General features: G+C 66.0%; 20 protein-coding genes. 15 read left to right on the top strand and 5 right to left on the bottom strand.

The window, feature by feature from the left end; genetic code table 11:
• Positions 1 to 97: 97 nt before the first annotated feature.
• Positions 98 to 856: a GntR family transcriptional regulator gene (locus tag Q2M23_RS34060; RefSeq protein ID WP_168858912.1), complete on the bottom strand. Its 759-nt coding sequence runs from the start codon at positions 854 to 856 to the stop codon at positions 98 to 100.
• A gap of 41 nt (positions 857 to 897) precedes the next feature.
• Entirely contained in the window at positions 898 to 1,059 is a 162-nt protein-coding gene (locus Q2M23_RS34055) for a hypothetical protein (RefSeq protein WP_316398397.1), read from the bottom strand.
• Between Q2M23_RS34055 and Q2M23_RS34050 the strand changes: the two genes are divergently transcribed.
• The 11 genes from Q2M23_RS34050 (at position 1,058) to Q2M23_RS34000 (ending at position 16,902) form a co-directional block, all read left to right on the top strand.
• Positions 1,058 to 1,912, top strand: a complete 855-nt coding sequence (locus Q2M23_RS34050; RefSeq protein WP_229191405.1) for an ABC transporter ATP-binding protein — start codon at positions 1,058 to 1,060, stop codon at positions 1,910 to 1,912. The genes Q2M23_RS34055 and Q2M23_RS34050 overlap by 2 nt on opposite strands.
• 2 nt (positions 1,913 to 1,914) lie before the next feature.
• Positions 1,915 to 2,691, top strand: coding sequence for an ABC transporter permease (locus tag Q2M23_RS34045; RefSeq protein WP_316398396.1), 777 nt, complete (start codon positions 1,915 to 1,917; stop codon positions 2,689 to 2,691).
• Between the two features lie 44 nt (positions 2,692 to 2,735).
• Complete coding sequence (locus tag Q2M23_RS34040) at positions 2,736 to 3,761, top strand: ABC transporter substrate-binding protein (RefSeq protein ID WP_316398395.1); 1,026 nt, start codon at positions 2,736 to 2,738, stop codon at positions 3,759 to 3,761.
• 104 nt (positions 3,762 to 3,865) lie between these two features.
• Positions 3,866 to 5,302, top strand: coding sequence for an amidohydrolase family protein (locus tag Q2M23_RS34035; protein WP_316398394.1), 1,437 nt, complete (start codon positions 3,866 to 3,868; stop codon positions 5,300 to 5,302).
• Between the two features lie 173 nt (positions 5,303 to 5,475).
• Entirely contained in the window at positions 5,476 to 7,908 is a 2,433-nt protein-coding gene (locus Q2M23_RS34030) for a CoA transferase (protein ID WP_316398393.1), read from the top strand.
• The gene (locus Q2M23_RS34025; RefSeq protein ID WP_316398392.1) at positions 7,908 to 8,984 is read left to right on the top strand and encodes an ABC transporter ATP-binding protein; all 1,077 of its coding nucleotides are present in this window, start codon (positions 7,908 to 7,910) and stop codon (positions 8,982 to 8,984) included. Before Q2M23_RS34030 ends, Q2M23_RS34025 begins: the two co-directional genes overlap by 1 nt.
• Positions 8,981 to 10,006, top strand: a complete 1,026-nt coding sequence (locus Q2M23_RS34020) for an ABC transporter ATP-binding protein (RefSeq protein ID WP_253640401.1) — start codon at positions 8,981 to 8,983, stop codon at positions 10,004 to 10,006. Before Q2M23_RS34025 ends, Q2M23_RS34020 begins: the two co-directional genes overlap by 4 nt.
• Complete coding sequence (locus Q2M23_RS34015; RefSeq protein ID WP_057015153.1) at positions 10,003 to 11,550, top strand: ABC transporter substrate-binding protein; 1,548 nt, start codon at positions 10,003 to 10,005, stop codon at positions 11,548 to 11,550. The genes Q2M23_RS34020 and Q2M23_RS34015 overlap by 4 nt, the downstream gene beginning before the upstream one ends.
• Positions 11,551 to 11,553: 3 nt before the next feature.
• Positions 11,554 to 12,510, top strand: a complete 957-nt coding sequence (locus tag Q2M23_RS34010) for an ABC transporter permease (RefSeq protein ID WP_057015154.1) — start codon at positions 11,554 to 11,556, stop codon at positions 12,508 to 12,510.
• Complete coding sequence (locus Q2M23_RS34005) at positions 12,507 to 13,391, top strand: ABC transporter permease (protein ID WP_316398391.1); 885 nt, start codon at positions 12,507 to 12,509, stop codon at positions 13,389 to 13,391. The genes Q2M23_RS34010 and Q2M23_RS34005 overlap by 4 nt, the downstream gene beginning before the upstream one ends.
• A gap of 208 nt (positions 13,392 to 13,599) precedes the next feature.
• Positions 13,600 to 16,902, top strand: coding sequence for a carboxyl transferase domain-containing protein (locus Q2M23_RS34000; RefSeq protein ID WP_316398390.1), 3,303 nt, complete (start codon positions 13,600 to 13,602; stop codon positions 16,900 to 16,902).
• Positions 16,903 to 17,100: 198 nt separating this feature from the next.
• On the opposite strand, the gene Q2M23_RS33995 is transcribed toward Q2M23_RS34000, so the two are convergent.
• Positions 17,101 to 18,735 (bottom strand): NAD(P)/FAD-dependent oxidoreductase, encoded by a 1,635-nt coding sequence (locus Q2M23_RS33995; RefSeq protein WP_316398389.1) that lies wholly within the window; start codon positions 18,733 to 18,735, stop codon positions 17,101 to 17,103.
• A 235-nt stretch (positions 18,736 to 18,970) separates the two neighbouring features.
• Here Q2M23_RS33995 and Q2M23_RS33990 point away from each other — a divergent pair, with 235 nt between their 5' ends.
• From Q2M23_RS33990 to Q2M23_RS33975, 4 genes are all read left to right on the top strand, one after another.
• Positions 18,971 to 20,194 (top strand): cytochrome P450, encoded by a 1,224-nt coding sequence (locus tag Q2M23_RS33990; RefSeq protein WP_316398388.1) that lies wholly within the window; start codon positions 18,971 to 18,973, stop codon positions 20,192 to 20,194.
• Between the two features lie 118 nt (positions 20,195 to 20,312).
• Positions 20,313 to 21,914, top strand: a complete 1,602-nt coding sequence (locus tag Q2M23_RS33985; protein WP_057017568.1) for a GMC family oxidoreductase — start codon at positions 20,313 to 20,315, stop codon at positions 21,912 to 21,914.
• Positions 21,915 to 21,922: 8 nt separating this feature from the next.
• On the top strand, positions 21,923 to 22,372 hold the full coding sequence (locus tag Q2M23_RS33980; protein WP_057017567.1) for a hypothetical protein: 450 nt from the start codon (positions 21,923 to 21,925) through the stop codon (positions 22,370 to 22,372).
• 258 nt (positions 22,373 to 22,630) lie between these two features.
• Entirely contained in the window at positions 22,631 to 23,653 is a 1,023-nt protein-coding gene (locus Q2M23_RS33975) for a S1C family serine protease (RefSeq protein WP_316398387.1), read from the top strand.
• 193 nt (positions 23,654 to 23,846) lie between these two features.
• Here the strand turns inward: Q2M23_RS33975 and Q2M23_RS33970 are convergent, their stop codons facing one another.
• A complete protein-coding gene (locus Q2M23_RS33970; RefSeq protein WP_316398386.1) occupies positions 23,847 to 24,035 on the bottom strand; it encodes a hypothetical protein in 189 nt (62 codons plus the stop codon).
• A 681-nt stretch (positions 24,036 to 24,716) separates the two neighbouring features.
• Entirely contained in the window at positions 24,717 to 25,496 is a 780-nt protein-coding gene (locus Q2M23_RS33965) for an alpha/beta hydrolase (RefSeq protein WP_316398385.1), read from the bottom strand.
• Positions 25,497 to 25,499: the final 3 nt, after the last annotated feature.

Below are 25,499 nucleotides of genomic sequence, written 5' to 3'. Positions count from 1 at the left end.
GCCGTCGGAAATCAACCATCTCACCTGACCAGATGGAGCTCCGCTATGCCTGAATTTCCCCGGACACCCCTGCCGCAGGCGGGGCGAGGTAAGAGCATCAGCGCCGCGCCGCATTCGGCAGCTTCACCACCTTTTCGCCGGTTGCCTCGTCGGCATAGGGGGCCAGAATATCCAGCAGATCGCGGCCGCGCTGCGGGCTCGGCGCGACCAGCGCACGGGTCGCCACGGAATCCAGATGGCTGTGCATCAGCCCCATCACCTTGTCGACGTCGCCTTTCGCCAGCGCGGCGATGATCGCGCGGTGCTCGTTGATCGCGCATTCCGACGAATGCGGCCGGCTGTACAGCGACAGCGTCAGGCAGCAGCGGTAGGCGACCTCGCTGACATAGCGCACCAGGATCGGGCTGTTCGTCATGTGGGCGAGCAGGATGTGGAATTCGGTGGCGAGCCGGATCGACACCGCGTCGGTGCCGTCGCGGGCGCGATCCTCGGCGTCGACATGGGCATTCAGCTCGGCGATCTGCGCCTTGGTCAGCTTGCCCGCGAGCTGCCGCACCACCAGCCGCTCGAGCTCGATGCGAATATCGAAGGCATCGCGCGCCTCCTGCCAGCTCGGCGTCGCCACCACGGCGATGCGGTTGCGGCGCAGCTCGACCAGGCCTTCGGCCGCCAATTGCCCGAGCGCATGCCGTGCGATGGTGCGGCTGACGCCGAAACGCTCGCCGAGCGAATCCTCGGGCAGCTTGGCGCCGGGCTCCAGCGCCTGCTCGATGATCGCGCGCCGCAGCGCGCGGCAGATCACGCTGACCTTGTCTGACGATTCAGCCGTCTTGCTGCTGTCGGCGCGCCCCGCCATTGCCGCGAATCCCTCTCGAAGGTGCTTCGAACGCCTCTTTATCATACCGCCAAAGCAATCGGGCGCTCGAATTGCATGCAGTTTGAGCCGCGGATTGCCCAAAAGGAATCCGGGCTTTGAGGCGGGGAACGCGCGATCTCCTTGATTTTCAACGCGGCTGCCGCTGGCATCCGGCTTGCATGCACTTTGCTCGTGATGCGCATGCAACCAAACTCCGAATTTGCCGGCGAGCCGATGGCCGCCGGATCCGCGCCGACCGCGATCGAGCTGTCGGACGCCTCCGTCACCTTCGGCCGCGGCGCCCGCGCCGTGCCGGCACTGTCGACAACTACGCTGCGGATCGCCGACGGCGAGTTCGTCGCGCTGGTCGGCCCGTCCGGCTGCGGCAAGTCCACCATCCTGCGGCTGGTTTCCGGCCTGGCGCGGCCGACCACCGGCGTCGTCATCGTCGGCGGCCGCGAGGTCGCGGCGCGCGCGGTGCGGGTCGGCATGGCGTTCCAGAACCCGACCATGCTGCCGTGGATGACGATCGAAAAGAACATCATGCTGCCGCTGAAGATCGTCGAGCCGTTCCGCTCGCAGTTCCGCAAGCTGCGCAAGACCGAGTTCCGCGACAAGGCCAACACGCTGCTCGAGCAGGTCGGGCTGAAGGGCTTTGGTGGCCGCTATCCGTGGCAGCTCTCCGGCGGCATGCTCCAGCGCGCCAATCTGTGCCGCGCGCTGATCCACGAGCCGCGCATGCTGCTGCTCGACGAGCCGTTCGGCGCGCTCGACCAGTTCACCCGCGAGGAGCTGTGGGGAATCCTTCAGCAGCTCTGGATGACCCACAGGCCGACCGTGCTGCTGGTCACCCATGATCTGCGCGAGGCCGGCTTCCTCGCCAGCCGCATCTGCGTGATGAGCGCGCGGCCCGGCCGCATCCTCGACGACTCCAGGGTCGACTTCGCCCGTCCGCGCACCGTGGCGATGACCTTTGAGCCCGACTTCGTCGCGCTCAACCAGAAGCTCCGCGCCTTCATCGTCGATGCGCGCAGCGCGGCGCGCGAGGGAGCCTGACCATGTCCGTGTCAGACATCAGGCAGAAGGCCTGGTCCGCCGCCCTGATCGTGCTGTTCTTCGTCGCCTGGGAGCTGTTCTGCCTGATGACGGGGATGTCGGACCTCGTGTTGCCGCGGCCGTCGCAAATCTTCGTCACGCTGTTCGAGAAATTCCCGATCCTATGGCCGCACATCGTGCAGACCCTGGTCACCACCATGATCGGCTTCGTGCTCGGCGTGGCGCTCGGCGTCGCGCTCGGTGCCGTGATCGGGGTGTCAAAAATCGCCTACGACACCTGTTATCCGCTGCTGGTCGGCTTCTCGTCGATCCCGAAGGTCGCCGTGGTGCCGATCTTCGTGCTGTGGTTCGGCTCCGGTACCGTGCCGGCGGTGTTGACCTCGTTGTCGATCTGCTTCTTCCCGATCGTCGTCAATATCGCCACCGGTCTTGCCACCACCGAACCCGAGCTCGAGGATGTGCTGAAGGCACTCGGCGCCAGCAAGTTCGACATCCTCTGGAATGTCGGCCTGCCGAGGACGATGCCGTTCTTCTTCGCCTCGCTGAAGGTCGCGGTCTCCTACGCCTTCGTCGGCGCGGTGCTGTCGGAAACCGTCGCCTCAAACCGCGGCATCGGCAACGTCATGATGACGGCGTCCTCCAATTTCAACGTGCCGCTGGTGTTCGCCGGGCTGTTCGTGCTCGCCGGTCTCGGCGTCGCGCTCTACGTCCTGTTCTCGCTGATCGAGGGCCAGGTCACCGGCTGGGCGACACGCAAGGACAATGTCATCGCCACTTGAGACACTTCGTCAACCGTCAAGCAATGAAGCTTAAGGAGATCTCGATGCTGAGAAAAGTAAGCGCCGCGCTGTTGGGATTGGCCCTGATCGCCGCTCCCGCGCGCGCCGAGGAAACCACCATCAAGTTCACGCTGGGCTGGAAGACGCAAGGCTCGGACGCCGCGTTCTTCTACGCCAAGGACAACGGCTACTTCAAGGAAGAGGGCCTCAACGTCGTGATCGACCAGGGCGAAGGCTCCGGCGCGACCGTGACGCGCATCATGTCGGGCGCCTATGACGCCGGCTTCGGCGACGTCAATGCGATCATCCAGAACGCCGCGACCAAGCCGCAGGATGCGCCGGTCATGGTCTACATGATGTGGAACCAGCCGCCATTCGCGATCGTCGCCAAGAACTCGAGCGGCATCAAGACGATCAAGGATTTCGAGGGCCACACGCTCGGCGGCGCGCAGGGGACGCCGACCACGCGGCTGTTGCCGGTGTTCGTGCACAAGAACGGGCTCGATGGCGAGAAGATCAAGGTCTCCAACATGGCGCCGAACCTGCAGGAGCCGATGCTGATCAAGGGCGACATCGACGCCGCGCTGGTGTTCAACATCACGAGCTATTTCAACCTGGTGCTGAACCGTCAGGACCCCGACAAGGACTTCAAATGGTTCTCGTTCGGCGATTACGGGCTCGACCTCTATTCCAACGGCGTGATGGTCTCGCGCAAGCTGATCGCCGCGAACCCGAAGGCGGTGGCCGGACTCGTCCGCGCCATCAACAAGGGCGCGATCGCGGTCGGCAAGGACCAGAACGCGGCCATGAAGGCGGCGCTGAACTATGACAATCTGATCAATGTCGATGTCGAGAAACGCCGGCTGCAATATTCCTTCGAGAAGCTCATCGTCTCGCCCGAGATGAAGGACATCGGCATCGGCGACGTCAAGGACGACCGCATGGCGCGCGCCATCGGCTTCATCGTCGAAGGCTACCAGCTCACCCGCACGCCGGCCCCGGCCGAAGTGTTTTCGCGGGAATTCCTGCCGCCACGCGCGGAGCGGGAGCTGGTGTATACGGCGAATTAAGTTTAACTCGTCATTGCGAGCGAAGCGAAGCAATCCATTCTTCGGCACGGGAATAGATGGATTGCTTCGTCGCTCCGCTCCTCGCAATGACGGCGGAGGGACCGATGGACGTCACGGCAACCCGTCTGTTCTGCGGTTCTGACCACGACATCCGCAACGACGTCGTGCTCCGTCACGACGGCGGCGTCATCACCGATATTTCCGAAGCCGCGCGCCCGGCGACAGGCCCGCGTTCCCTTGTCCTTCCCGCCTTCGTCGACGCCCACGACCACGCCCGCCCGCGCGCCTCGAGCTTCGGCGCGGTCGGCATGCCGCTGGAGAGCTGGATCCTGCGCACGGTGGTCGGCACGCCGGTCGATCCCTATCTCACCGCGGCCTCGGCGTTTGCCCGCGCGGCGCAGGCCGGCTGCGCGGCGATGATGGTGCACTACACCCGCCCGAGCGGTACCATGCCGCTCGTCGATGAAGCCAGGGCGATCGCGCGCGCCGCCGGCGATGTCGGCATCCGCATCGCCTTTGCGATCGCGGTGCGCGACCAGAACCCGATCGTCTATGGCGACAGCGAAGCGGTGCTGTCAGGTCTTCCGGCCGATGACCGCAAGACGATCGAACAGCTGTTCGTGCGCGCCCCGATGTCGCCGCAGGCCTATATCGAGCTGACCGACGCGATCGCGGCTGCGATCGGCGGGCCGAAGGTTGATGTGCAGCTTGGCCCGGCCGGGGTGCAGTGGTGCTCGAAGCCGCTGCTGGAGGCGGTCGCGGAGAACTCGGCGCGGACCGGCCGCCGCATCCACATGCATCTGCTCGAGACCACCTACCAGCGCACCTGGGCCGACCAGCATTTTCCCGGCGGCATCGTGCGCTATCTCCGCGATATCGGCTTCCTCTCGGAGCGGCTGACGCTCGCGCATTGCATCCACGCGCGGCCCGACGAGCTCGAGATGATCGCGGCGTCGGGCGCGCGCATTGTCACCAACTTCTCCTCCAACCTGCATCTGCGCTCCGGGCTGGCACCGATCGCGGCGGCGCACGGCTGCGGCTGTGCAGTCGCGGTCGGCGTCGATGGCCTCGCGCTCGATGAGGATGACGACGTGCTGCGCGAGATGCGGCTGGTGCAGATGATGCACGGTGGTCTCGGCTTCAAGCGTACATGGACTGCTCAGGAATTCTTCACGCTCGCGATCCGCAACGGCCGCCGCGCCACCGGCGCGCCGGGCACCGGCGAGCTCGCGGTCGGTGCGCCGGCCGATTTCGTCAGCATCGATCTCGACCGCCTCGAGCGTGATCAGATTCTCGATGCCGATCCGCTCGATCTGCTGTTCGCACGCGGCAATGCGTCGCTGATCTCTGAGCTTGTGGTCGATGGTCGCAGCGTCGCCAGGGCCGGCCGGTGCCTCGGTGTTGATCTCCCCGCCATTGAGCAGGAACTGCGCGGCATCACCCGCGCGAGCGCGGCCACATACGCGCATGTCTTGCGCGCATGGCCGCGATTGTCGAACTCAGTGCAACACTGGTTCGAAGCGCAGCTCACCTGCAATTAGCTGCACAATCTTCGCTTCGCGCTGAGCAGCAACTTCGGTCATACGCTCGCTAATTCCGTCAAGCGGAAGAAAATTCCACTTGCATCACACAGTCGGCGCGGCTTCAAGTTCACCCAACAAGAAGACTGAATCAGTCGCTGTCACCGGCTGGTCATGTGTCGCGAGGAAGCCTGATGGGCGCGTTATCGCATCTGCGGATTGTCGAGATCGGAAGTGCTGCGGCGACGAGCTATTGCGCGCGGCTGTTTGCCGACTTCGGCGCCGATGTGCAGAAGGTCGAGCCGCGGCACGGCGATCCGCTTCGCCGCACCGCGCCGCTGACGCCCAAGGGCCGGAGCGCGTGGTTTGCGTTCCTCAACTTCAACAAGTCGAGTGTCGTGCTCGACACGCGCGATGCGGGCGCGGCATCGCGCCTGCGGGAGCTGATTGCCGGCTGCGACATCCTGCTCGACGGGCGCGGCATCGCTGCGGCGGATTGTCCCGAGATCGATCTCGACGCGATCAGGCGGGACCATCCCGGCCTGATCCATCTCGACCTCGCCTGGTTCGGCGATCGCGGTCCCTACGCCAATTTCGCGGCGACGGACTCCACGATCCGCGCGCTGACCGGACTGGTGAAGCTGGTCGGTCCGGAGCAGGGGCCGCCGATGCATGCGCCGGATTTCCAGACCGGCATTCTGGGCGGGCTGTGGAGCTTCATCGCGGCCGCTTCGTCGGTGCTCGGCCGCATGCACGATGGGCGCGGGCGCGAAAACCATATCAGCCTGTTCGAGGCCTCTATCGCCGTCACCGAATACATCATGTTCGAGGCATTCCAGCGCGGCGACATCATGCGGCGGATCGGCGTCAACCGGTTCTGGCCGACCTTTCCGGTCGGCATCTACGAGACCAAGCAGGGCTGGCTCGGCGTCACCACGGTGACCCCGGCGCAGTGGCGCGCGTTCTGCGAGATGCTCGGGCTCAACGAGCTGCGCGACGATCCGACACTGGTCATGGGGGTCGACCGGCTGCGCCATGTCGCCGAGATCGAAGCCAAGATCCTGCCGAAGCTGAAGCAGCGCACCGCGCAGGAATGGTTCGCCGAAGGGCTCAAGCGCAAGATTCCGATCGTGCCGGTGCCGGAGGTCGCGGATCTCATCGCCGATGAGGAGAAGCGTGCGCGTGGCGCCATCGTCCCGATCACCATCGGTGACGAGACCGGCTTTTCCGCCGGCACGATGCAGCGGCTGACCGCAACGCCGCCGCTGCGCGGCGGCCGGGTGCCTGATCTCGGGGAGCAGCAGGCGAGGCGCGAGGCTGCGCCGCGCGTGCCGGCGCCCAAGCCCGCTGCAACCGATCGCTTGCCGCTCGAGGGCATCCGCGTCGTCGACTTTTCGATGGGCTGGGCCGGGCCGATCTGCACCCGCACGCTCGCCGATCTCGGCGCCGACGTCATCAAGATCGAGGCGACCCAGTATCCGGACTGGTGGCGCGGCGTCGACCGCCGTCCGGCCTATGTGCTGGAGCAGATGTACGAGAAGTCGGTGCGCTACTGCATCATGAACCGCAACAAGCGCGGCATCACGCTCGATCTGACCCGGTCGAAGGGGCTTGAATTGGCCAAGCGCCTGCTCGCCGATGCCGACCTCGTGGTCGACAATTATTCGGTCGAGGTGCTGCCCAAGCTCGGCCTCGGCTACGACGTGCTCAGCAAGATCAATCCCAAGCTGGTGATGATGTCGATGTCGGCGTTCGGTGCCGGCAGCGTGCATCGCGACTGCCGCGCTTACGGCTCGACGCTGGAGCAGGGCTCCGGCCTGCCCAGCGTGGTCGGCGATCCCGATGGTCCGCCGGTCATGAGCCATACCGCGTTCGGCGACGCCGTCGGCGGGCTCAACGGCGCCGCCGCGGTGCTGACCGCGCTGATCCACGCCAAACTGACGGGACAGGGGCAGTTCATCGATCTCGCCCAGATCGAATGCATGATGCCGTTCGCCGCGCCCTGGATCGTGGCGCATTCGACCAGTTGCGAGCCGCCGACCAAATACGGCAACCGCCATCCCGATTTCGTGCCGCATGGCTGCTTTCGCTGCGCCGGAGAAGACAACTGGATCGTCGTCGCGGCGTCCGACGACGCGATGTGGCCGAAGCTCGCCCGGCTGCTCGGCCGCGAGGATTGGGCAGCGGACGCGGCACTCAAGACGGCCGCGGGCCGCCGCGCCATCGAGGCCGAGATCGAGGCTGCGATCACGGCTTGGACCGCGGTGCGCGATGCCGATGCGGCGATGACCGCGCTGCAATCTGCCGGCGTTGCCTCCGGCGTGGCGCGGCTGCCGATCGATCTCCTGGAGGATCCGCAGCTCCACGCGCGCGGCTTCATCCAGCATGTCGACCGCGCGTTCATCGGACGACATCCGCAGCCATCGATGCCGTTTCGCGAGAGCGATGCGCCGTTCGCGATCCGCTCGGTGCCGCCGACGCTCGGCGAGCACAACCGCGAGATCCTCGGCGGCATGCTCGGGCTTTCCGACGCCGAGCTCGATGAGCTCACCCGCGAGGGCATCATCGGCACCGAGATGCTGATGGAGGAGCAGCTGGTGAAAGAGAAGAAGCGGGCGGCGGGCTGATGGAGGCAGGCCAGCCGGCACAGCGCAGGGCGGAGGGGGCGCGCGAGGTCGCGCGGCCGCTGCTGTCCGTGCGCGGGCTCGGCATCCGCTTTAAGACTGCGCAGGGCGTCTGGCAGGCGACGCGCCGCATCGACTTCGACATCGCGCCCGGCGAGCGCGTCGGCATCGTCGGCGAGAGCGGCTGCGGCAAGACCATCACCGGCCTGTCGATCCTGCGGCTGTTGCCGGGCAATTTTGCCGGCCTCGACGGCAAGATCCTGTTCGACGGCGTCGATCTCGCTTCCTGCAGCGCGCGGCAGATGCGCGCGATCCGGGGCAAGCGGATCGCGATGATCTTCCAGGAGCCGATGAGCGCGCTCGACCCGGTCTTCACCGTCGGCCACCAGATCGCCGAGACGCTGCGCGTCCATACGGACGTTTCCCATGAGGAGGCGCGCGCCAAAACGCTGGAGATGCTCCGCCGCGTCGGCATCGCCTCGCCCGAGCGGCGGATCGACGACTATCCGCACCAGCTGTCCGGTGGCATGCGCCAACGCGTGATGATCGCGGCGACTTTGATCTGCGGGCCGCAGCTTCTGATCGCGGACGAGCCGACCACCGCGCTCGACGTCACCGTGCAGGCGCAGATCCTCGAGCTGCTGCGCGACATCAGCGAGACCTCGAAGACCGCGCTGATGCTGATCACCCACGATCTCGGCGTCGTCGCCGAGACCTGCACGCGGATGATCACGATGTATGCCGGCGAGGTGATCGAGGACGCCACGGTCGACGAGGCGCTGGTGCGGCCGCTGCATCCCTACACGTCCGGACTGTTGCGCTCGCTGCCGCATTTGAGCCCGCGCCACGGCCGGCTGCCGTCGATCCCGGGCCGGGTGCCGTCGATCGCGGAGATGCCGAATGGCTGCCGCTTCCGGGCCCGCTGCGCGCATGCGGCCAAAGGTTGCGAGGCCGAGCAGAAGCTGCAGGACGCCGGCGGCGGCAGAAGGGTGCGTTGCTGGCGCTTTGCCGAGCTCAATCTGCCGGGCGCGCTGCATCCGCCTGGCGCGCCGGCTGCTGCGAAGGTCGCGACGCAATGACCACAGCCGGTGCCGAGCCCCGCCGCGATGCCATCGTCTCGGTGCGCGACCTTCAGGTCCGCTTCCAGACCTCGGACCGCCGCGCCACCGTGAAGGCGGTCGACGGCGTCAATTTCGACGTCCGCCGCGGCGAGACCTTCGGCATCATCGGGGAGTCCGGATCGGGCAAGACCACGATCGGCCGCGCGCTGGTGTTCCTGCTCAATCCCAGCGCCGGTGCCATCCTGCATGACGGCATCGATCCAACGGCGCTGCCACGCCGGGAGTTTCAAAACCATCGCCGCGACTACCAGATCATCTTCCAGGACCCGAACGCCGCGCTGAATCCGCGCATGACCATTCTGGCCTCGGTGCTGGAGCCGCTGGAGCTCGCACGTGTCGGCAGCCGCGCCGAGCGTGAGGGGCAGGCGCGGGAGGCGCTGGAGCGCGTCGGCCTGCCGCAGGAGTTCGGTGCGCGCTACCCGCACCAGCTGTCCGGCGGCCAGAAGCAGCGCGTCGTGATCGCCCGCGCGCTGACGCTCAAACCAAAACTGATCGTCTGCGACGAGGTGGTGGCCGCGCTCGACATGTCGATCCGCGGCGACGTGCTCAATCTGTTTGCCGATCTGCAGCGCGACCTCGGGCTGACCTACGTCTTCATCACCCATGATCTCGCCGTGGTCTCGCATATCAGCGAGCGCGTCGCGGTGATGTATCTCGGCCAGTTCGTCGAGCTCGGGCCGACCGAGGAGGTCGCCGAGCGGCCGCTGCATCCCTACACGATCGCGCTGCTGTCGGCCGAGCCGCGGCCGCTGCCGTCCACGATGCGGCAGGAGAGCCGCATCGTCCTGCAGGGCGAGGTGCCGAGCCCGATCGATCCGCCCTCGGGCTGCCGCTTCCGCACCCGCTGCCCGCACGCGCAGCCGCTCTGCACCGAACGCGTGCCGGAGTGGCGCGAGCTGAAGCCCGATCACTGGGTGGCCTGCCATTTCGCCGACCGCCCGAATTTTTCGCCGAACTCACAACCGGAGACGACGCCATGACAATGACGACACGACGCGAGGCCATGGCGCTGATCTCGGGTGCATTGGCCAGCACCACGCTCAGCGGCCGTGCGTTTGCGGAAGGCGCGCCGAAGAAGGGCGGCACCTTGCGCATCTCGGCACCCGCCAATCCGTCGAGCCTCGATCCGGCGACCGGCGGCGCCGGCTCTGACCATGCCTTCCTGTTCACGATGTACGACACGTTAACTGAGTGGGAGTTCGACACGCTGAAGCCGAAGCCCGGCCTTGCCGAAAGCTGGAAGTTCACCGACCCCACCACGCTGGTGCTCAACATCCGCGCCGGCGTCACCTTCCATGACGGCACGCCGCTTGATGCGGAAGCCGTCAAGTTCAATCTCGAGCGCAACCGCAGCGATGCGAAGTCAAACATCAAGGCCGATCTGCTCTCGGTCGCCGCGGTCGAGGTCACCGGCCCGCAGCAGGTGACGTTGAAGCTGAAGACACCGGATACCGCGCTCCCCGGCATCCTCTCCGACCGCGCGGGCATGATGGTGTCGCCGACGGCGCTGAAGGCGGCCGAGGGCGGCGTCGTGACGCGCAAGCCGGTCGGCGCCGGCGCCTATTCGTTCGTCAGCTGGGCCGACGGCGAGAAGATCGTGGTCAAGCGCAACGAGAAATACTGGAAGCCGGAGCGGCCGCTTCCTGACGCCATCGAGATCTCGATCATTCCCGAGCTCACCACCGGCGCCCGCTCGGTCACCGCCGGGCAGAACGATCTGATCTACCAGCTGCCGCCGCGGCAGAAGGTGATCATCGAGCGCGCCTCGAGCGTCAAGGTGGTGCATGGCCCGACGCTGTACGTGCTTCAGATCTTCCTCAACTGGGCCAAGCCGCCGTTCGACAATCTCAAGGTCCGTCAGGCGCTCAACTTCGCGATCGATCGCGAGTCCTTCGTCAAGGCCGCGCTCGCAGGTCTTGCGGAGCCCGCCTACATGAACCTGCCGAAGGCGCATTGGGCATACGACGCGGAGGTCGCAAAACTCTATCCTTATGATCCCGACCGAGCGCGCAAGCTGCTCGCCGAGGCCGGCTTCAAGGAGGGTACCCAGATCGAGCTCGGCGGCTATCCGGACCAGGATTCGGTGCAGCGTCAGGAGATCCTGATCGAGCAATTGCGCAAGGCCGGCATCGGCGTGCGCTTCGTCAACGCCCCGATCGCGGAAGCTTCCGCGGCCTTCTTCGGTCCGGAGAAGAAGGGGGCAGGGCTGCTCTCGGCCTGGACCGGCCGGCCCGACCCGAGCCTGACCTATTCGCTGATGTTCACCAAGGACGCCTATTACAATGGCGGCCGCGCGCCGGTGCCGGCCGAGCTCGAGGCCGCGATCAAGGAATCGCGCGCCTCGGAGGACATCGACACCAGGCGCAAGGCGTTTTCCACCGTGCAGCGGCTGGTGATGGAGAACGCCTTTGTCGCGCCGCTGGCGTTCCAGTTCGAGCTGGTCGCCATGAACAAGAAGGTGCAGGGCTATCGGCCGAACCTGCTTGGCAAGCCGAAATACGACGACGTCTGGCTCGGGAGTTAGGCGATGGCGCGGCGGTCACCGGTCAAGGTCGTCGGCAGCCGCCTCGTGCAGGCGCTGCCCGTGATCCTGCTCGCGACCTTCATGGTGTTCGCGCTGCTCAAACTGGTGCCCGGCGACATCGCCGTGACGCTGGCGGGCGACAACGCGACCGACGCGCGGATCACCGAGATCAGGAAGATCTACGGCCTCGACCGCCCGTTCCTGGTGCAATACGGCGCCTGGCTCGGCAATGTCGCGCAAGGCGATCTCTCGCAATCGCTATTGACCGGCGAGAAGGTCGCGGACTCGATCGGGCGCGCGTTTCCGAACACGCTGCTGATCGTCGTGATCGCGCTGGCGCTGGCGCTGGTCACCGGCATCCCGATGGGCGTGATGGCCGCGATCAAGCCGAACGGCTGGATCGACAAGCTGATCAGCATGCTGGCGTCGCTCGGCGTCGCGGTGCCCGGCTTCTGGCTCGCGATGATCCTGGTGGCGGAATTCTCGCTGAAGCTGAACTGGCTGCCGGCGACCGGCGCAAAATCCTTCAGCGCCTCGCCGGTCGATGCGATCAGGCATGCGCTGCTGCCTGGCATCGCGATCGCGGCCTACGGTATGGCCGAGGTCGCGCGCCAGCTGCGCGGGGCGCTGCTGGAGGTGCTGTCGTCGCAATATGTCCGCACGCTGCATGCCAAGGGGCTGTCGATGTCCCGCATCCTCTGGCAGCACGGCCTGAAGAATGTCGGCGTCAATCTGCTCACCATCATCAGCCTTTTGGTCAACCGCATGCTGGCGGCGACCGTGGTGATCGAGGCGGTGTTCGCCATTCCCGGCCTGGGCAGCCTGATCGTGCGCGGCGCGATCCAGCGCGATTTCCCGATCGTGCAAGGCGTCGTCTTCACCATGGTGGTGGTTGTGATCGCGGTGAACCTGATCACCGATTTGCTCTGCGCCGCGGTCGATCCGAGGATCGAGCAATGACCGAGGTGGCGCTTGCACCCCTGAAGGCACCGGCGCGGCCGACGCGACTGCGGCGCTTTGCGCGCTGGCTCGCCGGCGACCTCCGCGCCGCGCTGTCGATCCTGGTGCTCGTGGTGCTCGTCGTCGTCGCAATCGGTGCGCCCTGGATCGCGCCCTATGCGCCGACCGCGCAGGACGTCAACAACATGCTGGCGCCGCCGGGGCCGGCCCATCTGCTCGGCACCGACGACCTCGGCCGCGACATCTTCTCGCGTTTGATCTACGGCGCGCCGGCCACCGTCTACGCCAGCCTGCTTGCGGTCGGCGTTGCGGTCCTGATCGGGCTGCCGGTCGGCCTCATCGCCGGCTATTTCGGCGGCTGGATCGACGACATCATCAGCCGCATCATCGACACCTTCCTGTCGTTCCCCGCCATCGTGCTGGCGATCGCGGTCACCGGCGCGCTCGGCATCGGGCTGACCAACGGCATGATCGCGGTCGGCATCACGATGTTTCCGGCGCTGGCGCGCATCGTCCGCGCCCGCACGCTGATCGTGCGGCAGGAGCTCTATGTCGATGCCTCCAGAGGCTTCGGCGCGCCGACATGGCATTTGCTGTGGCGGCACGTGCTGCCGAACACGCTGCAGCCGGTCATCGTGCAAGTGACGCTCTTGCTCGCCGCTGCCCTCTTGGCCGAAGCCAGCCTGTCGTTCCTCGGCCTCGGCATCCAGCCGCCGGACCCGAGCTGGGGCGCGATGCTGGCGCGCGCCTATCAATACATGGAAATCGCCCCGGAGCAGATGTATGCGCCGGGTCTTGCCATTCTCGTCGTCTCCCTGGCGTTCAATGCGCTCGGGGAATCCTTGCGTGTCGTGCTCGATCCGACCATGAAGGATCGCTAGTGCAAATGTGTACGGGATGCCGCGCGCTCATCACCTCGCCCCGCTTGCAGGGAGAGGTCGAAGCCGAAGCGAAGCGTAGGCTTCGGGTGAGGGGGAGTCTCCGCAGGCGAGCTCGCGGAGAGTCCCCCTCACCCGAAATTCGCGCTGCGCGCAAATTTCGACCTCTCCCCGCAAGCGGGGCGAGGTGAGCAAACTTACGGAACCGATCATGTCCTTCAAGAAATTGCTGATTGCCAACCGCGGTGAGATCGCGATCCGGATTGCCCGCGCCGCTGCCGATAGCGGCATCGCGACCGTCGCGATCTATCCCGCCGACGATGCCGCCTCGCTGCATGTCCGATCCGCCGACGAGGCCCGCGAGATTCCGGGCCGCGGCGCGCGGGCCTATCTCGACATCGAGGCGGTGGTTGCGGCGGCCAAGGCCGCAGGCTGCGACGCGTTGCATCCGGGCTACGGCTTCCTCAGCGAGAACACCCAATTGGCGCGGCGCTGTGCCGAGGAGAAGATCACCTTCGTCGGCCCGTCGCCAGAGGCGCTCGATCTGTTCGGCGACAAGGCCAAGGCAAAGGCGCTGGCGAAAAAATGCGGCGTCCCGATCATTGCCGGCACATCAGGCGCGACCAGTCTCGACGAGGCAAAGGCGTTCTTCGCCGCGCTCGGCGCCGGCGCCGCCGTGATGATCAAGGCGATCGCCGGCGGCGGCGGGCGCGGCATGCGCCTGGTCGAGGACGCCGCCAGGCTCGACGAGGCCTATGCGCGCTGCCAGTCGGAGGCCAAGGCGGCGTTCGGCAGCGATGCGGTCTATGTCGAGCGGCTGATCCGCAAGGCCCGCCATATCGAGGTGCAGATCATCGGCGACCGTCACGGCGTCATCAGCCATCTCTGGGAGCGCGAATGCACCATCCAGCGCCGCAACCAGAAGCTCATCGAGGTGGCGCCCAGCCCGTCGCTGAGCGATGGCATGCGTGCGCGCATCATCGAAGCGGCGAAGCAGCTCGCGACCGCCGCGCGCTACGACAATCTCGGTACCTTCGAATTCCTGGTCGATGACGAAGCCGGCGAAGGCGAGGGTGCCTTCGCCTTCATCGAGGCCAACCCACGGCTCCAGGTCGAGCACACCGTCACCGAGGAGGTGCTCGGCGTCGACCTCGTGCGCGCGCAGCTCGCGGTCGCCGCCGGCGCCACGCTCGCTTCGCTTGGGCTGGCGCAGGCCACCGTGCCGCTGCCGCGCGGCTATGCGATGCAGCTTCGCGTCAACATGGAGGTGATGGACGAGAAGGGCATCACAAAGCCAACCGGCGGCACGCTCAGTGTGTTCGACCTGCCGTCCGGCCCCGGCGTTCGCGTCGATACGTTCGGCTATTCCGGTTACCGGACCTCTGCCGCGTTCGACTCGCTGCTGGCAAAAGTCATCGTGCATTCGCCGAGCCCAAAGTGGACCGACGTGGTGCACAAGGCATCGCGCGCCTTGCGCGAATTTCGGATCGGCGGCGTCGCCACCAACATCCCGTTCCTCGGCGCCATCCTGGCGCACCAGAGCTTTGGCCGGAACAAGATCAGCACCAATTTCATCGACACCCATGTTGCGGCGCTGGTCGGCGCGGCGCAGGATCTCGCCGCACCATTGATCGAGGTGAGCGAGGCGGCTGCGACCAAGGCCGTTGCTGTCGAAGCCGCCCCCGAGGGATCGCTCCCGGTGCCCGCGCCGCTGCAGGGCACGATCGTGGCGATCGAGGTCGCGGAGGGCGATCTGGTTCGGCCCGGCCAGCAGATCGCGGTGCTGGAATCGATGAAGATGGAGCATCTCGTCACCGCACCACATGGCGGCCGGGTGACCAGGATCGCGGGCGGCATCGGTGTCACCCTGATGCATGGCGAGCCGATCCTGTTCCTCGAGCCTGCCGAGGTCGACGGCCATCACGCGGCGGAAGAGGCCGCGATCGATCTCGATCACATCCGGCCTGACCTCGCCGAGTTGATCGCGCGTAAGGCGATCACACTGGACGAGAACCGCCCGGCCTCGGTCGAGCGCCGCCGCAAGACCAACCAGCGCACCGCGCGCGAGAACATCGCGCAGCTGGTCGATGAGGGCTCGTTCGTCGAATACGGGTCGCTCGCGATCGCGGCGCAGCGCCGCCGCCGCAAGGTCGAGGATCTCATCAAGAACACCCCGGCCGACGGCCTGATATCAGGCGTCGCCACCGTCAACGCCAAGGATTTCGGCGCCGACGGCGCGCGCTGCATGGTGATCTCGTACGACTACACCGTGCTCGCCGGCACCCAGGGCCATATGAACCACAAGAAGATCGACCGCATGCTCGGCCTCGCCGAGCAGTGGCGCATGCCGCTGGTGTTCTATGCCGAGGGCGGCGGCGGGCGTCCCGGCGATACCGACCGGCTTGGCATGACCGGCCTCGACGGCCCGTCCTTCGTGCAGTTCGCAAAACTCTCCGGACTGGTGCCCGTGGTCGGCGTGGTCTCCGGCTATTGCTTCGCCGGCAATGCCGCGATGCTCGGCGTCTGCGATGTCATCATCGCCACCAAAAATGCGTCGATCGGCATGGGCGGTCCGGCGATGATCGAGGGCGGCGGGCTCGGCGTCTACCATCCGGCCGAGGTCGGCCCGGTCTCGTTCCAGTCGCCGAACGGCGTGATCGACATCCTGGTCGAGGACGAGGCCGAGGCGACCACGGTGGCACAGAAATATCTGTCCTACTTCCAGGGCGCGGTGCAGGACTGGAAGGCGCCGGACCAGCGGCTGCTGCGCCGTGCGATCCCGGAAAATCGCCTGCGGGTCTACGACATCCGCAACGTGATCGACCTGATCGCCGACGAAGGCTCGGTGCTGGAGATCCGGCGCGATTTCGGCGTCGGCATGATCACCGCCTTCATCCGCATCGAGGGCAAGCCGTTCGGCCTGATCGCCAACAATCCAAAGCATCTCGGCGGGGCGATCGACGCACCTGCCGGCGACAAGGCCGCGCGCTTCATGCAGCTGTGCGACGCCTTCGACATTCCGATCGTCTCGCTCTGCGACACGCCGGGCTTCATGGTCGGCCCCGAGGCAGAGAAGACCGCGATCGTGCGCCACGTCGCGCGGATGTTCGTCACCGGCGCCAGCATCACGGTGCCGCTGTTCGGCATCGTGCTGCGCAAGGGCTATGGCCTCGGCGCACAGTCGATGATCGGCGGCGGCTTCCACGCCTCGTTCTTCACGGTGGCGTGGCCGACCGGCGAGTTCGGCGGCATGGGTCTCGAAGGCTATGTCCGCCTCGGCTTCCGCAAGGAGATGGATGCGATCGAGGACCCGGTCGAGCGCGAGAAGTATTTCCAGACCAAGGTCGCCGAGCTCTACGCCAACGGCAAGGCGGTCTCGATCGCCTCGGTGCTCGAGATCGACGAGGTGATCGATCCCGCCGACACAAGGCACTGGATCATGGCCGGCTTGCGCTCGGTGCCGAAAGCTGAGCCGCGGACCCACCGCAAGCGGCCGTGCATCGATGCGTGGTAGGGTGGCGTAGGGCGAGTTAGATCGTGCATCAAACTCGGTGTCGTCCCGGCGAAGGCCGGGCCCATAACCACCGATGGTCATTGTTGCACGGTGCTGGGGCCATAGCCTCCTTCAACAACCCAACCCTGTGGTTATGGGTCCCGGCTTTCGCCGGGACGACGGCGGCGGGTGGGCGGGCGTCTCGCGTCATTGAGAGAGTTACCCCAACCGCAACTCCGCATACCCCTTCGCCGCCACCTCGTCGCATCGCGCGCGATATGCCGGGGCGCTGCCGCTGTAGCGGGCGACGATGCGGGTTTGCTTGCCCTCGACGTTGCGGTTGATGCCGGTCATCCAGGAATCGACCTCGTTTGAGAGCAGGCCGACGCCGAGCGCCTTGACATGCTCGGTCCAGTCGGCGGTGCCTTCGGGCGTCGCGTCGAGGAAGGTCAGGCCTCTCTCCTGCGCAAAGCGGATCAGCCCGGTGACCCAATCCACGCTGTATTCGATGCTGCGCGGGATGTTGCCGAGCGCGGTGTGCGGGCCCATCAGCATCATCATGTTGGGAAAGCCGTCGACCATCAGCCCGAGATAGGTTTCCGGGCCGTGCGTCCATTTCTCCTTCAGCCGCGCACCGTGCGCGCCGCGGAAATCGATCTTGTCGAAGCTGCCGGTGATGGCATCGAAGCCGGTGGCGTAGATGATGATGTCGAAGGCGTAGTCCTTGTCGGTCGTCCGGATGCCCTCGGGCGTGATCCGCTCGATCGGCGTCTCCTTGATATCGACCAGCTCGACATTGTCGCGGTTGTAGACCTCGTAATAGAAGGTCTCGAGCGGCAGCCGCCGCGTGCCGAAGCCGTGGTTCTTCGGGATCAGGATCTCGGCGACCGCCTGGTTCTTCACGCGCTGACGGATCTTGCGCGCGACGAAATCGCTGATCGTCGCATTCGCCGCGCGGTCGATCAGGATATCCTTGAAGTTGCCTTGCCAGATGCCAAACCCGCGCTCGCCATAGAGCTTCTCGTAGAACGCTTCGCGCTCCTCCGCGCTCACCTCGAACGCGCCGCGCGGATCGGGCGTATGCACGAAGCAGGCGAAGGTCTCCTTGCAGCGCGCGAAGATCTCGGGATAGCCGGCCTTGATCCTGACTTGCGTCTCGGCGTCGATCTTGCCGTTGTGCAGCGGCGCCGCCCAGTTGGCGGTGCGCTGGAACACGGTGAGATGCCCGACCTCGCCGGCGATGGTCTGGATGGTCTGGATGCCGGTCGCGCCGGTGCCGATCACGGCGACGCGCTTGCCGGTGAAATCCACCTTCTCCTTCGGCCAGCGCGCGGTGTGGAACGATTGGCCCCTGAAATCGTCGCGGCCCTCGATGCGCGGCAGGGTCGGCGTCGACAACGGGCCGATCGCGGTGATCAGGAAGCGGCAGGAGTGCTGCGCGCCACTTTCGAGTGTGACCCGCCAGCTTCGCGTGTCGTCCTGGTAGATCGCGGACGCGACGCGGCTCTCGAACTGAATGTCGCGGCGCAGGTCGAACTTGTCGGCGACATAGTTGCAGTAGCGCAAGGTCTCGGGCTGGCCGGCGAAATGCTCCGACCACTCCCATTCCTCGAGCAGCTCCTTCGAGAACGAGTAGCCGTACGAATAGCTCTCGGAATCGAAACGTGCGCCGGGATAGCGGTTCCAGTACCAGGTGCCGCCGACGCCGGTGCCGGCCTCGAACACGCGCGCGCTGAGCCCAAGCTCGCGCAGCCGGTGGAGCTGGTACATGCCGGACAAGCCTGCGCCGATGATGATGACGTCGTAGTCCAGCGCAGCCGTCTGGGCGGTGTTGTCCTGGCGCAATTCGGCCACCTGTCGTTGCTCCCCGATGGATTGATTGCCCGCAAGGCTAACCGGTCTTCCTGCTGCCGACAAACATCGCGGAGCGGAGCAGCTATCGGGATTTGCCGGGTGCGTCGGCCCGCGCGCATTCCGCGCGGCGGACTGTCCGCCCCGCGGCTTTACTCGGCCGCGGGATTCCCTTTATCGTCGGCCCGACAGGACGATCGCCCGCCAAGCGGCGACGGAACCTAACGGGAGTGAAGCGATGGGAGAGGCGCTGCGCAGGCCGACGTCCATAGACGTCAGCAATCCCCGGCTTTATCAGGACGACACCTGGCGGCCGCTGTTCGCGCAGCTCCGCCGCGACGATCCCGTGCATTATTGCGACGCGTCGGCCTACGGCCCCTACTGGTCGGTGACGCGCTACGACGACATCTTCGCGGTCGAGCTGGATCACCAGAACTATTCGTCGGCCTCCGAGCTTGGCGGTATCCAGGTCGCGGACCAGCCGAAGGGGCAGGAACGGCCGAGCTTCATCCGCATGGATCCGCCCGGCCACACCGCGCAGCGCCGCACGGTGGCGCCGATCGTGGCGCCGTCGAACCTTGCCAATTTCGACGCCCTGATCCGCAAGCGCACCTCAGCCGTGCTCGATGCGCTGCCGCGCAACGAGACCTTCGACTGGGCCGAGCGGGTCTCGGTCGACCTCACCAACATGATGCTGGCGACGCTGTTCGATTTTCCCTCGGAAGACCGCGCCAAGCTGACCTGGTGGTCGGATGTCGCGATCGCCAACGTCGAATCCCCCGACGCGGTGGTGCATTCGGAGGCGGAACGCACCGCCGAGCTGGTCAAGATGGGAGAATATTTCCGCAAGCTGTGGGACGCGCGGGTCGATGCGCCGCCGACCTTCGATTTGATCTCGATGCTGGCGCATTCGGAGGCGACGAGGAATCTGGAGCCGCGCGAGTTCATCGGCACGATCGGGCTGTTGATCGTCGGCGGCAACGACACCACGCGCAATTCGATGTCGGCCGGGCTGATGGCGCTGTGCGAGAATCCGGAGCAGTTCGAGCTGGTCCGCGCGAGGCCGGAGCTGATCCCGAACCTGGTGTCCGAGACCATCCGCTACCACACGCCGGTGCTGCACATGCGCCGCACCGCACGCAACGACGTCGAGCTTGCCGGCCGCCGGATCAAGAAGGGCGACAAGGTCGTGATGTGGTACATCTCCGGCAACCGCGACGAGGACAAGATCGAGCGTGCCGATGAATTCATCATCGACCGCGCCAAGCCGCGCCAGCATCTCGCCTTCGGCGCCGGCGTCCACCGCTGCGTCGGCGACCGCCTGGCCGAGCAGCAACTGCGCATCCTCTGGGAGGAGGTTCTGGCGCGCGATCTGCGTTTTGAGATGATGGGCCCGCCGCAAAGGCTCTATTCCAATTTCATCCGCGGTATACGAAGCTTGCCGGTGAGAATCGTCAATTGAAGTTGTGGGGTTGTCATTCCGGGGCGATGCAGAGCATCGAACCCGGAATCTCGAGATTCCGGGTCTGGTCCTTCGGACCATCCCGGAATGACGGGGTCATAAAGATCAAGGAACAAGAATGAAGAACGATCCCGTTGACGTCCTGATCATCGGCGCCGGCGCCTCCGGCGCCGCGGTGGCCTGGAGCCTCGCCGATACCAAGATGCATATCCTCTGCCTCGATCAGGGCGGCTGGATGAATCCGGCCGAATATCCGAGCACCGGGCGCGACTGGGAGGCGAAGTTCTACGGCGAGTGGTCGTCGAGCCCGAACGTCCGCAAGCGGCCCGAGGACTATCCGATCAACGACGACAATTCGCCGATCAAGGTCGTCAACTTCAACGCCGTCGGCGGCTCGACGGTGATGTACACCGCGCACTGGCCGCGGCTGCATCCGTCCGACTTCAAGGTGAAGACGCTGGACGGCGTCGCCGATGACTGGCCGATCGACTACGACGCGCTCACCCCGTTCTTCGAGGAGAACGATCGGATGATGGGCGTCTCGGGCCTGTCGGGCGATCCGCTGTCGCCGCTGAGCCACCCGCCGATGCCGCAGCAGCCGCTCGGGCTATCCGGCCCGCTGATCGGCAAGGCCATGAACAAGCTCGGCTGGCACTGGTGGCCGTCGGACACGACCGTGGCGACGATGGATTACGAGGGCAGGGCGCGCTGCATCAATCTCGGCCATTGCACGCCGGCCTGCGCGCAGGGTGCCAAGGCCTCGACCGACATCACCTACTGGCCGCACGCGGTCCGCGCCGGGGTCGAGCTCAAGACCCATTGCCGGGTACGCGAGATCCTGACCAACGAGCACGGCATGGCCTCCGGCGTCGTCTACTACGACAAGGACGGCGTCGAGCAGTTTCAGCCGGCCGAAGTCGTCATCATCGCCTGCAACGGTGTCGGCACGCCGCGGCTGCTGCTCAATTCGGTGTCAGGCAAATTCCCGAATGGCCTCGCCAACTCGTCGGGCCTGGTCGGCAAGAACCTGATGTTCCACCCCTACGCGCAGATCTACGGCTTCGTGAAGGAGCCGACCGACAGCAACCGCGCGCCGCCGACCTGCCTGTGGAGCAAGGAGTTCTACGACACCGATCTGTCGCGCGGCTTCGTCCGCGGCTACGGCATCCAGTTCGGCCGCGGCGCCGGGCCGGTGTTCGAGGCGGTCGCGAGCGAGCAGAAGGGCATCCTGCCCTGGGGCAAGGATCATCACCGCGTGTTCCGCAAGCTCAACGGCCATCGTCTCGCGGTATCGGCGATCTGCGAGGATCTGCCGGAGGAGCACAACCGCGTCACGCTCGATCCCGTGTTGAAGGATAGCCACGGCATCCCGGCGCCGAAGATCGACTACACGATCAGCGCGAACAGCCGGAAGATGATGGATCACGGGCTGGCGCGCGGCCGGGAGATTCTCGAGGCCGCCGGCGCCACCGACATCTGCATCAACGATCCGATCCCGTGGGGCGGCTGGCATCTGCTCGGCACCGCGCGGATGGGCACCGATCCGGCGCGCTCCGTGGTCAACGAATGGGGCCGCTCGCACGACGTGAAGAACCTCTTCATCGTCGACGGCAGCATCTTCGTCACCTCGGGCGGCGTGAACCCGACCTCCACCATCCAGGCCCTTGCGCTCTACATCGCCGACCAGATGAAGCAGCGCCTCGCCAACCTGTTCGACTGAGACCGTCCATGTCCGATGCAAAACAACTGACCGCAGCCCAGCGCGCCGATCTGCGCACCGTCGCCGCGATGATCGTTCCCGAAAGTGACGAGTACAAGGTGCCGGGTGCGGACGATGCCGCGATCCAGGCCGACATGCTGGCGACGCTCGGCCGCGACACCGCGCTGGTCGCGCAGGCGCTGGATCATCTGGCTGATCTCGCGGGCAAGCCGCTCGCCGAGCTCGACGATGCCGGGCGCGATGCGGTGGCGCGGGAGTTTCGTAGCCGTGGCGGTGCTGCCGCGGCGACGCTCGTCCGCGTGGTGCTGCAATGCTACTACCGCGACGACCGCGTGCTGCGCTCGCTCGGCCTCGAGCTGCGCGCGCCGTTCCCGAAAGGCCATGTGCTGCCGGAGGGCGACTGGTCGCTGCTCGATCCGGTCAGGGCGCGCGGCGGCACGCTGCGGCGGGCGACCTAGCGTTGTGTCCGTGACTTGACAGTCCATTCCGTCATTCCGGGGCGCGACGAAGTCGCGAACCTCAGATGCGCAATCGCGCATCGGGGAATCCAGAGGTCGTGCATCGAGATTCCGGGTTCTCGCTTCGCGAGCCCCGGAATGACACTGAGTCAATCGCGCGTCAGAGACGCAGCCCTAGCCATCCGGGCAGGTGCAGGGCGTAACCACTTGCGGCGCGGGGAGCCGGTCACCATCTGAGGAGACCAAAGGACTCTCGCCATGCTGGATATTACCTCAGATACCGCCGGTGACACGCCGTCACCGCGAACGGCCGATGCTGCCCAGGATAACGACCGGGCTTTGCTGGATGCCTATTCGAATGCCGTGATCGACGTCACCGACCGCGTCGGCCCGGCCGTGGTCCGGGTCGAGACCGGGCCGAAGCTGCGCAACGCGCGCGAGCGCGGCGGGCTCGGCTCGGGCATCGTGATCTCGCCCGATGGCTTCGTGCTGACCAACAGCCACGTGGTCGGATCGTCGAAGGAGATCCGCCTGCGCGATACCGAGGGCTTCGTCACCGACGCCCATGTGCTCGGCGTCGATCCCGACACCGATCTCGCGCTGCTGCGGGCCGATGGCGCGCGCGATCTGCCTTACGCGTCGCTCGGCAACTCCAAGACGCTGCGGCGCGGCCAGCTCGTGGTCGCGATCGGCAATCCGCTCGGCTTCGAATCGACCGTCACCGCCGGCGTGGTGTCGGCGCTCGGACGTTCGATCCGCTCGGTGAGCGGGCGCACCATCGAGGACGTGATCCAGACCGATGCCGCGCTCAACCCCGGCAATTCCGGCGGGCCGCTGGTGTCGTCGAAGGGCGAGGTGATCGGCATCAACACCGCAATCATCAACGGCGCGCAGGGCATCTGCTTTGCGGTCGCCAGCAACACCGCGCAGTTCGTGCTGTCGGAGATCATCCGCCATGGCTATGTCCGCCGCGCCTATATCGGCGTCGCCGGCCAGACCGCGCCGGTGCCGCGGCGCCACGCGGTGCTGGCCGGTGTCGAGAACAAGATGGGCGCGCTCTTGATGCAGATCGAGCCGGACAGCCCGGCCGCGCGCGCCGCGCTGCTGCCGGGCGACGTCGTGATCAGGCTCGACGGCATCGAGATCAACGGCGTCGACGATCTGATCCGCGCGCTCGACCACAGCCGGATCGACCGGACCCTGTCGATGGACGTGCTCCGCCTCGGCCGCCTGCGCGCGATCGAGATCCATCCGATCGGGAGGAAGCCGGCGAAGCAGTGATTGCTCTCGCCGCGTGCGGGATGCACCCTCTCCCCTCATGTCCGCCGTAGCCTGGCGAAGGCGGATGTGGGAGAGGGTGCATCCCGCAGCGAAGCGGTGTCTCCGCGAACTCCTCTGCGGAGAGAACCCCTCATCCGGCGCTTCGCGCCAGCTTCTCTCACAAGGCGAGAAGGGAGGAGGGCATCGGGTGTTGCTATTGCAGTTTCGCCAGCAGTTCCTCGGGCGTTTTCTGTTCAGCGCTACCGGCCAATTGTTGTGCTGAAGGACGAGCATATGCGTCCGTCGCGATTGAGAGCGCGAAATACCATTGCGACGCAAGCATTATCGGCTCAGCACGCTTGCCCGCCGCGATGACTTGAGACATTTCGTCCAGGATATGCAAAGCGAAATCTAGACAACTAAATCGCGCTTTGCATTCGGCTGAATGTGTATCTATTTCTCAGAGATGCGATACTGGATCTTGGCGCAAGTCATTGTTAATTCATAAGAATATTGTATCTTCCTGTCTGAAGACTGCTTCGGCTGCAGACATCTGCGATGCTCAAGGCTCGCGGGTTCGACCTCGTCGCCCCCGATAGCCCAACCTCATTCCTGGCTGACGCGCCAACCACTCGGGTCATCAAGCAGGTTCCTGATGGCATATCCTGAGTTTGAGAAGGCTGTGCTGTTGGCAAAGCTCAATCGCGCTCGGGACCGCAATCGGTGCACCCGCTTCAAGGTGGAAGGTCGCAACTCCATGGCCGAGCAAGAAGCCTGAGACCGTGGAAATGGCCCGAAGGCTTGCGCATGCGAGGCCGAAGCGTGGCAAGCAGCCCTGCGGGAAACCTCTACTGCCCTCGCTGAAGCGGGCCGTACGACACGCGAGGGCACGCCGCACGTGTCTAGTGCGGTCAAGTTGACGTTGCGCAGGCGCGTTTGCAAATGTTCGGAATAATAGAATATTATATTGAGTTGCCCGACGTGTCAAGGTTGCTTGTCCGAGTGTCGGCGGCCGCGTGGCTCCTTTGCATGGGGTTGTTTTCGATATTTTGGATGGTGGCGGGAAGCGGAGCCCGCGTTGCCGCTACTGCAGCGCCGCCAGCAACTCGTCGGGTTGCTCGACCATCATCATGTGGCCGGCGCCCGCGAGCACCACGGTGCGCGCATTCGGCGTCGCGGCGGCGAGTGTCTTGCCGGCTTTGGCCGGGGTCATCATGTCGCGCTCGCCGAGGATGAAGGTGGCGGGCACCTTGACCGCGGCAGCAGCCGTGAGCGCGTTCTGGTAGGCGTTGCAGGCGTTGAGATCATTGTATAACACGCCGGGCTTCGCCTCCTGCAGCACCCGCTGCGCGCCCTGGTGCATCCACAGGCCCGGCGCGAGGCTGCCGCCGAGCTCGGCCTTGAAGCCGAGGCCCCAGATCGAGACCATGTCAATCGCGGCGACGTCATTGGCCTCGGCGGCCTTCAACAGATCGGGGCCGACCGTCATGGTCGCGGCGGTGCCGATCAGCGCGAGGCCGGAGACCTTGTCGGGATGCCGCGCCGAGGTCTCGATCGCGATCAGCGAGCCCATCGAATGGCCGATCAATCGGGCCTTCGACGCGCCGGCCGCCGTGATCAGCGCCGCGATCCAGTCGGCCATCTCGGCGATGGTCGGGAGCGGCTTGCCGGCGGAGCGGCCGTGGCCGGGCAGGTCGGGTGCCAGCACGGAAAAACCGTGATGGGCGAACCAGCGGCTGTGCAGCGCCCAGGTCGAGGAATCGAAGCCGGCGCCGTGGATCATCACCACCGCCGGCAGCGACGGATCGAACGGCTTGCCGCCGGTCGCGATGAAGGTGTCTGATCCGTTCACGGAAAGCTGCATGGC

This window comes from Bradyrhizobium sp. 33ap4, from assembly GCF_032654765.1.
In the GTDB taxonomy this organism is placed as follows: domain Bacteria; phylum Pseudomonadota; class Alphaproteobacteria; order Rhizobiales; family Xanthobacteraceae; genus Bradyrhizobium; species Bradyrhizobium australafricanum.
This window is presented reverse-complemented; position numbering and strand designations above follow the sequence as displayed.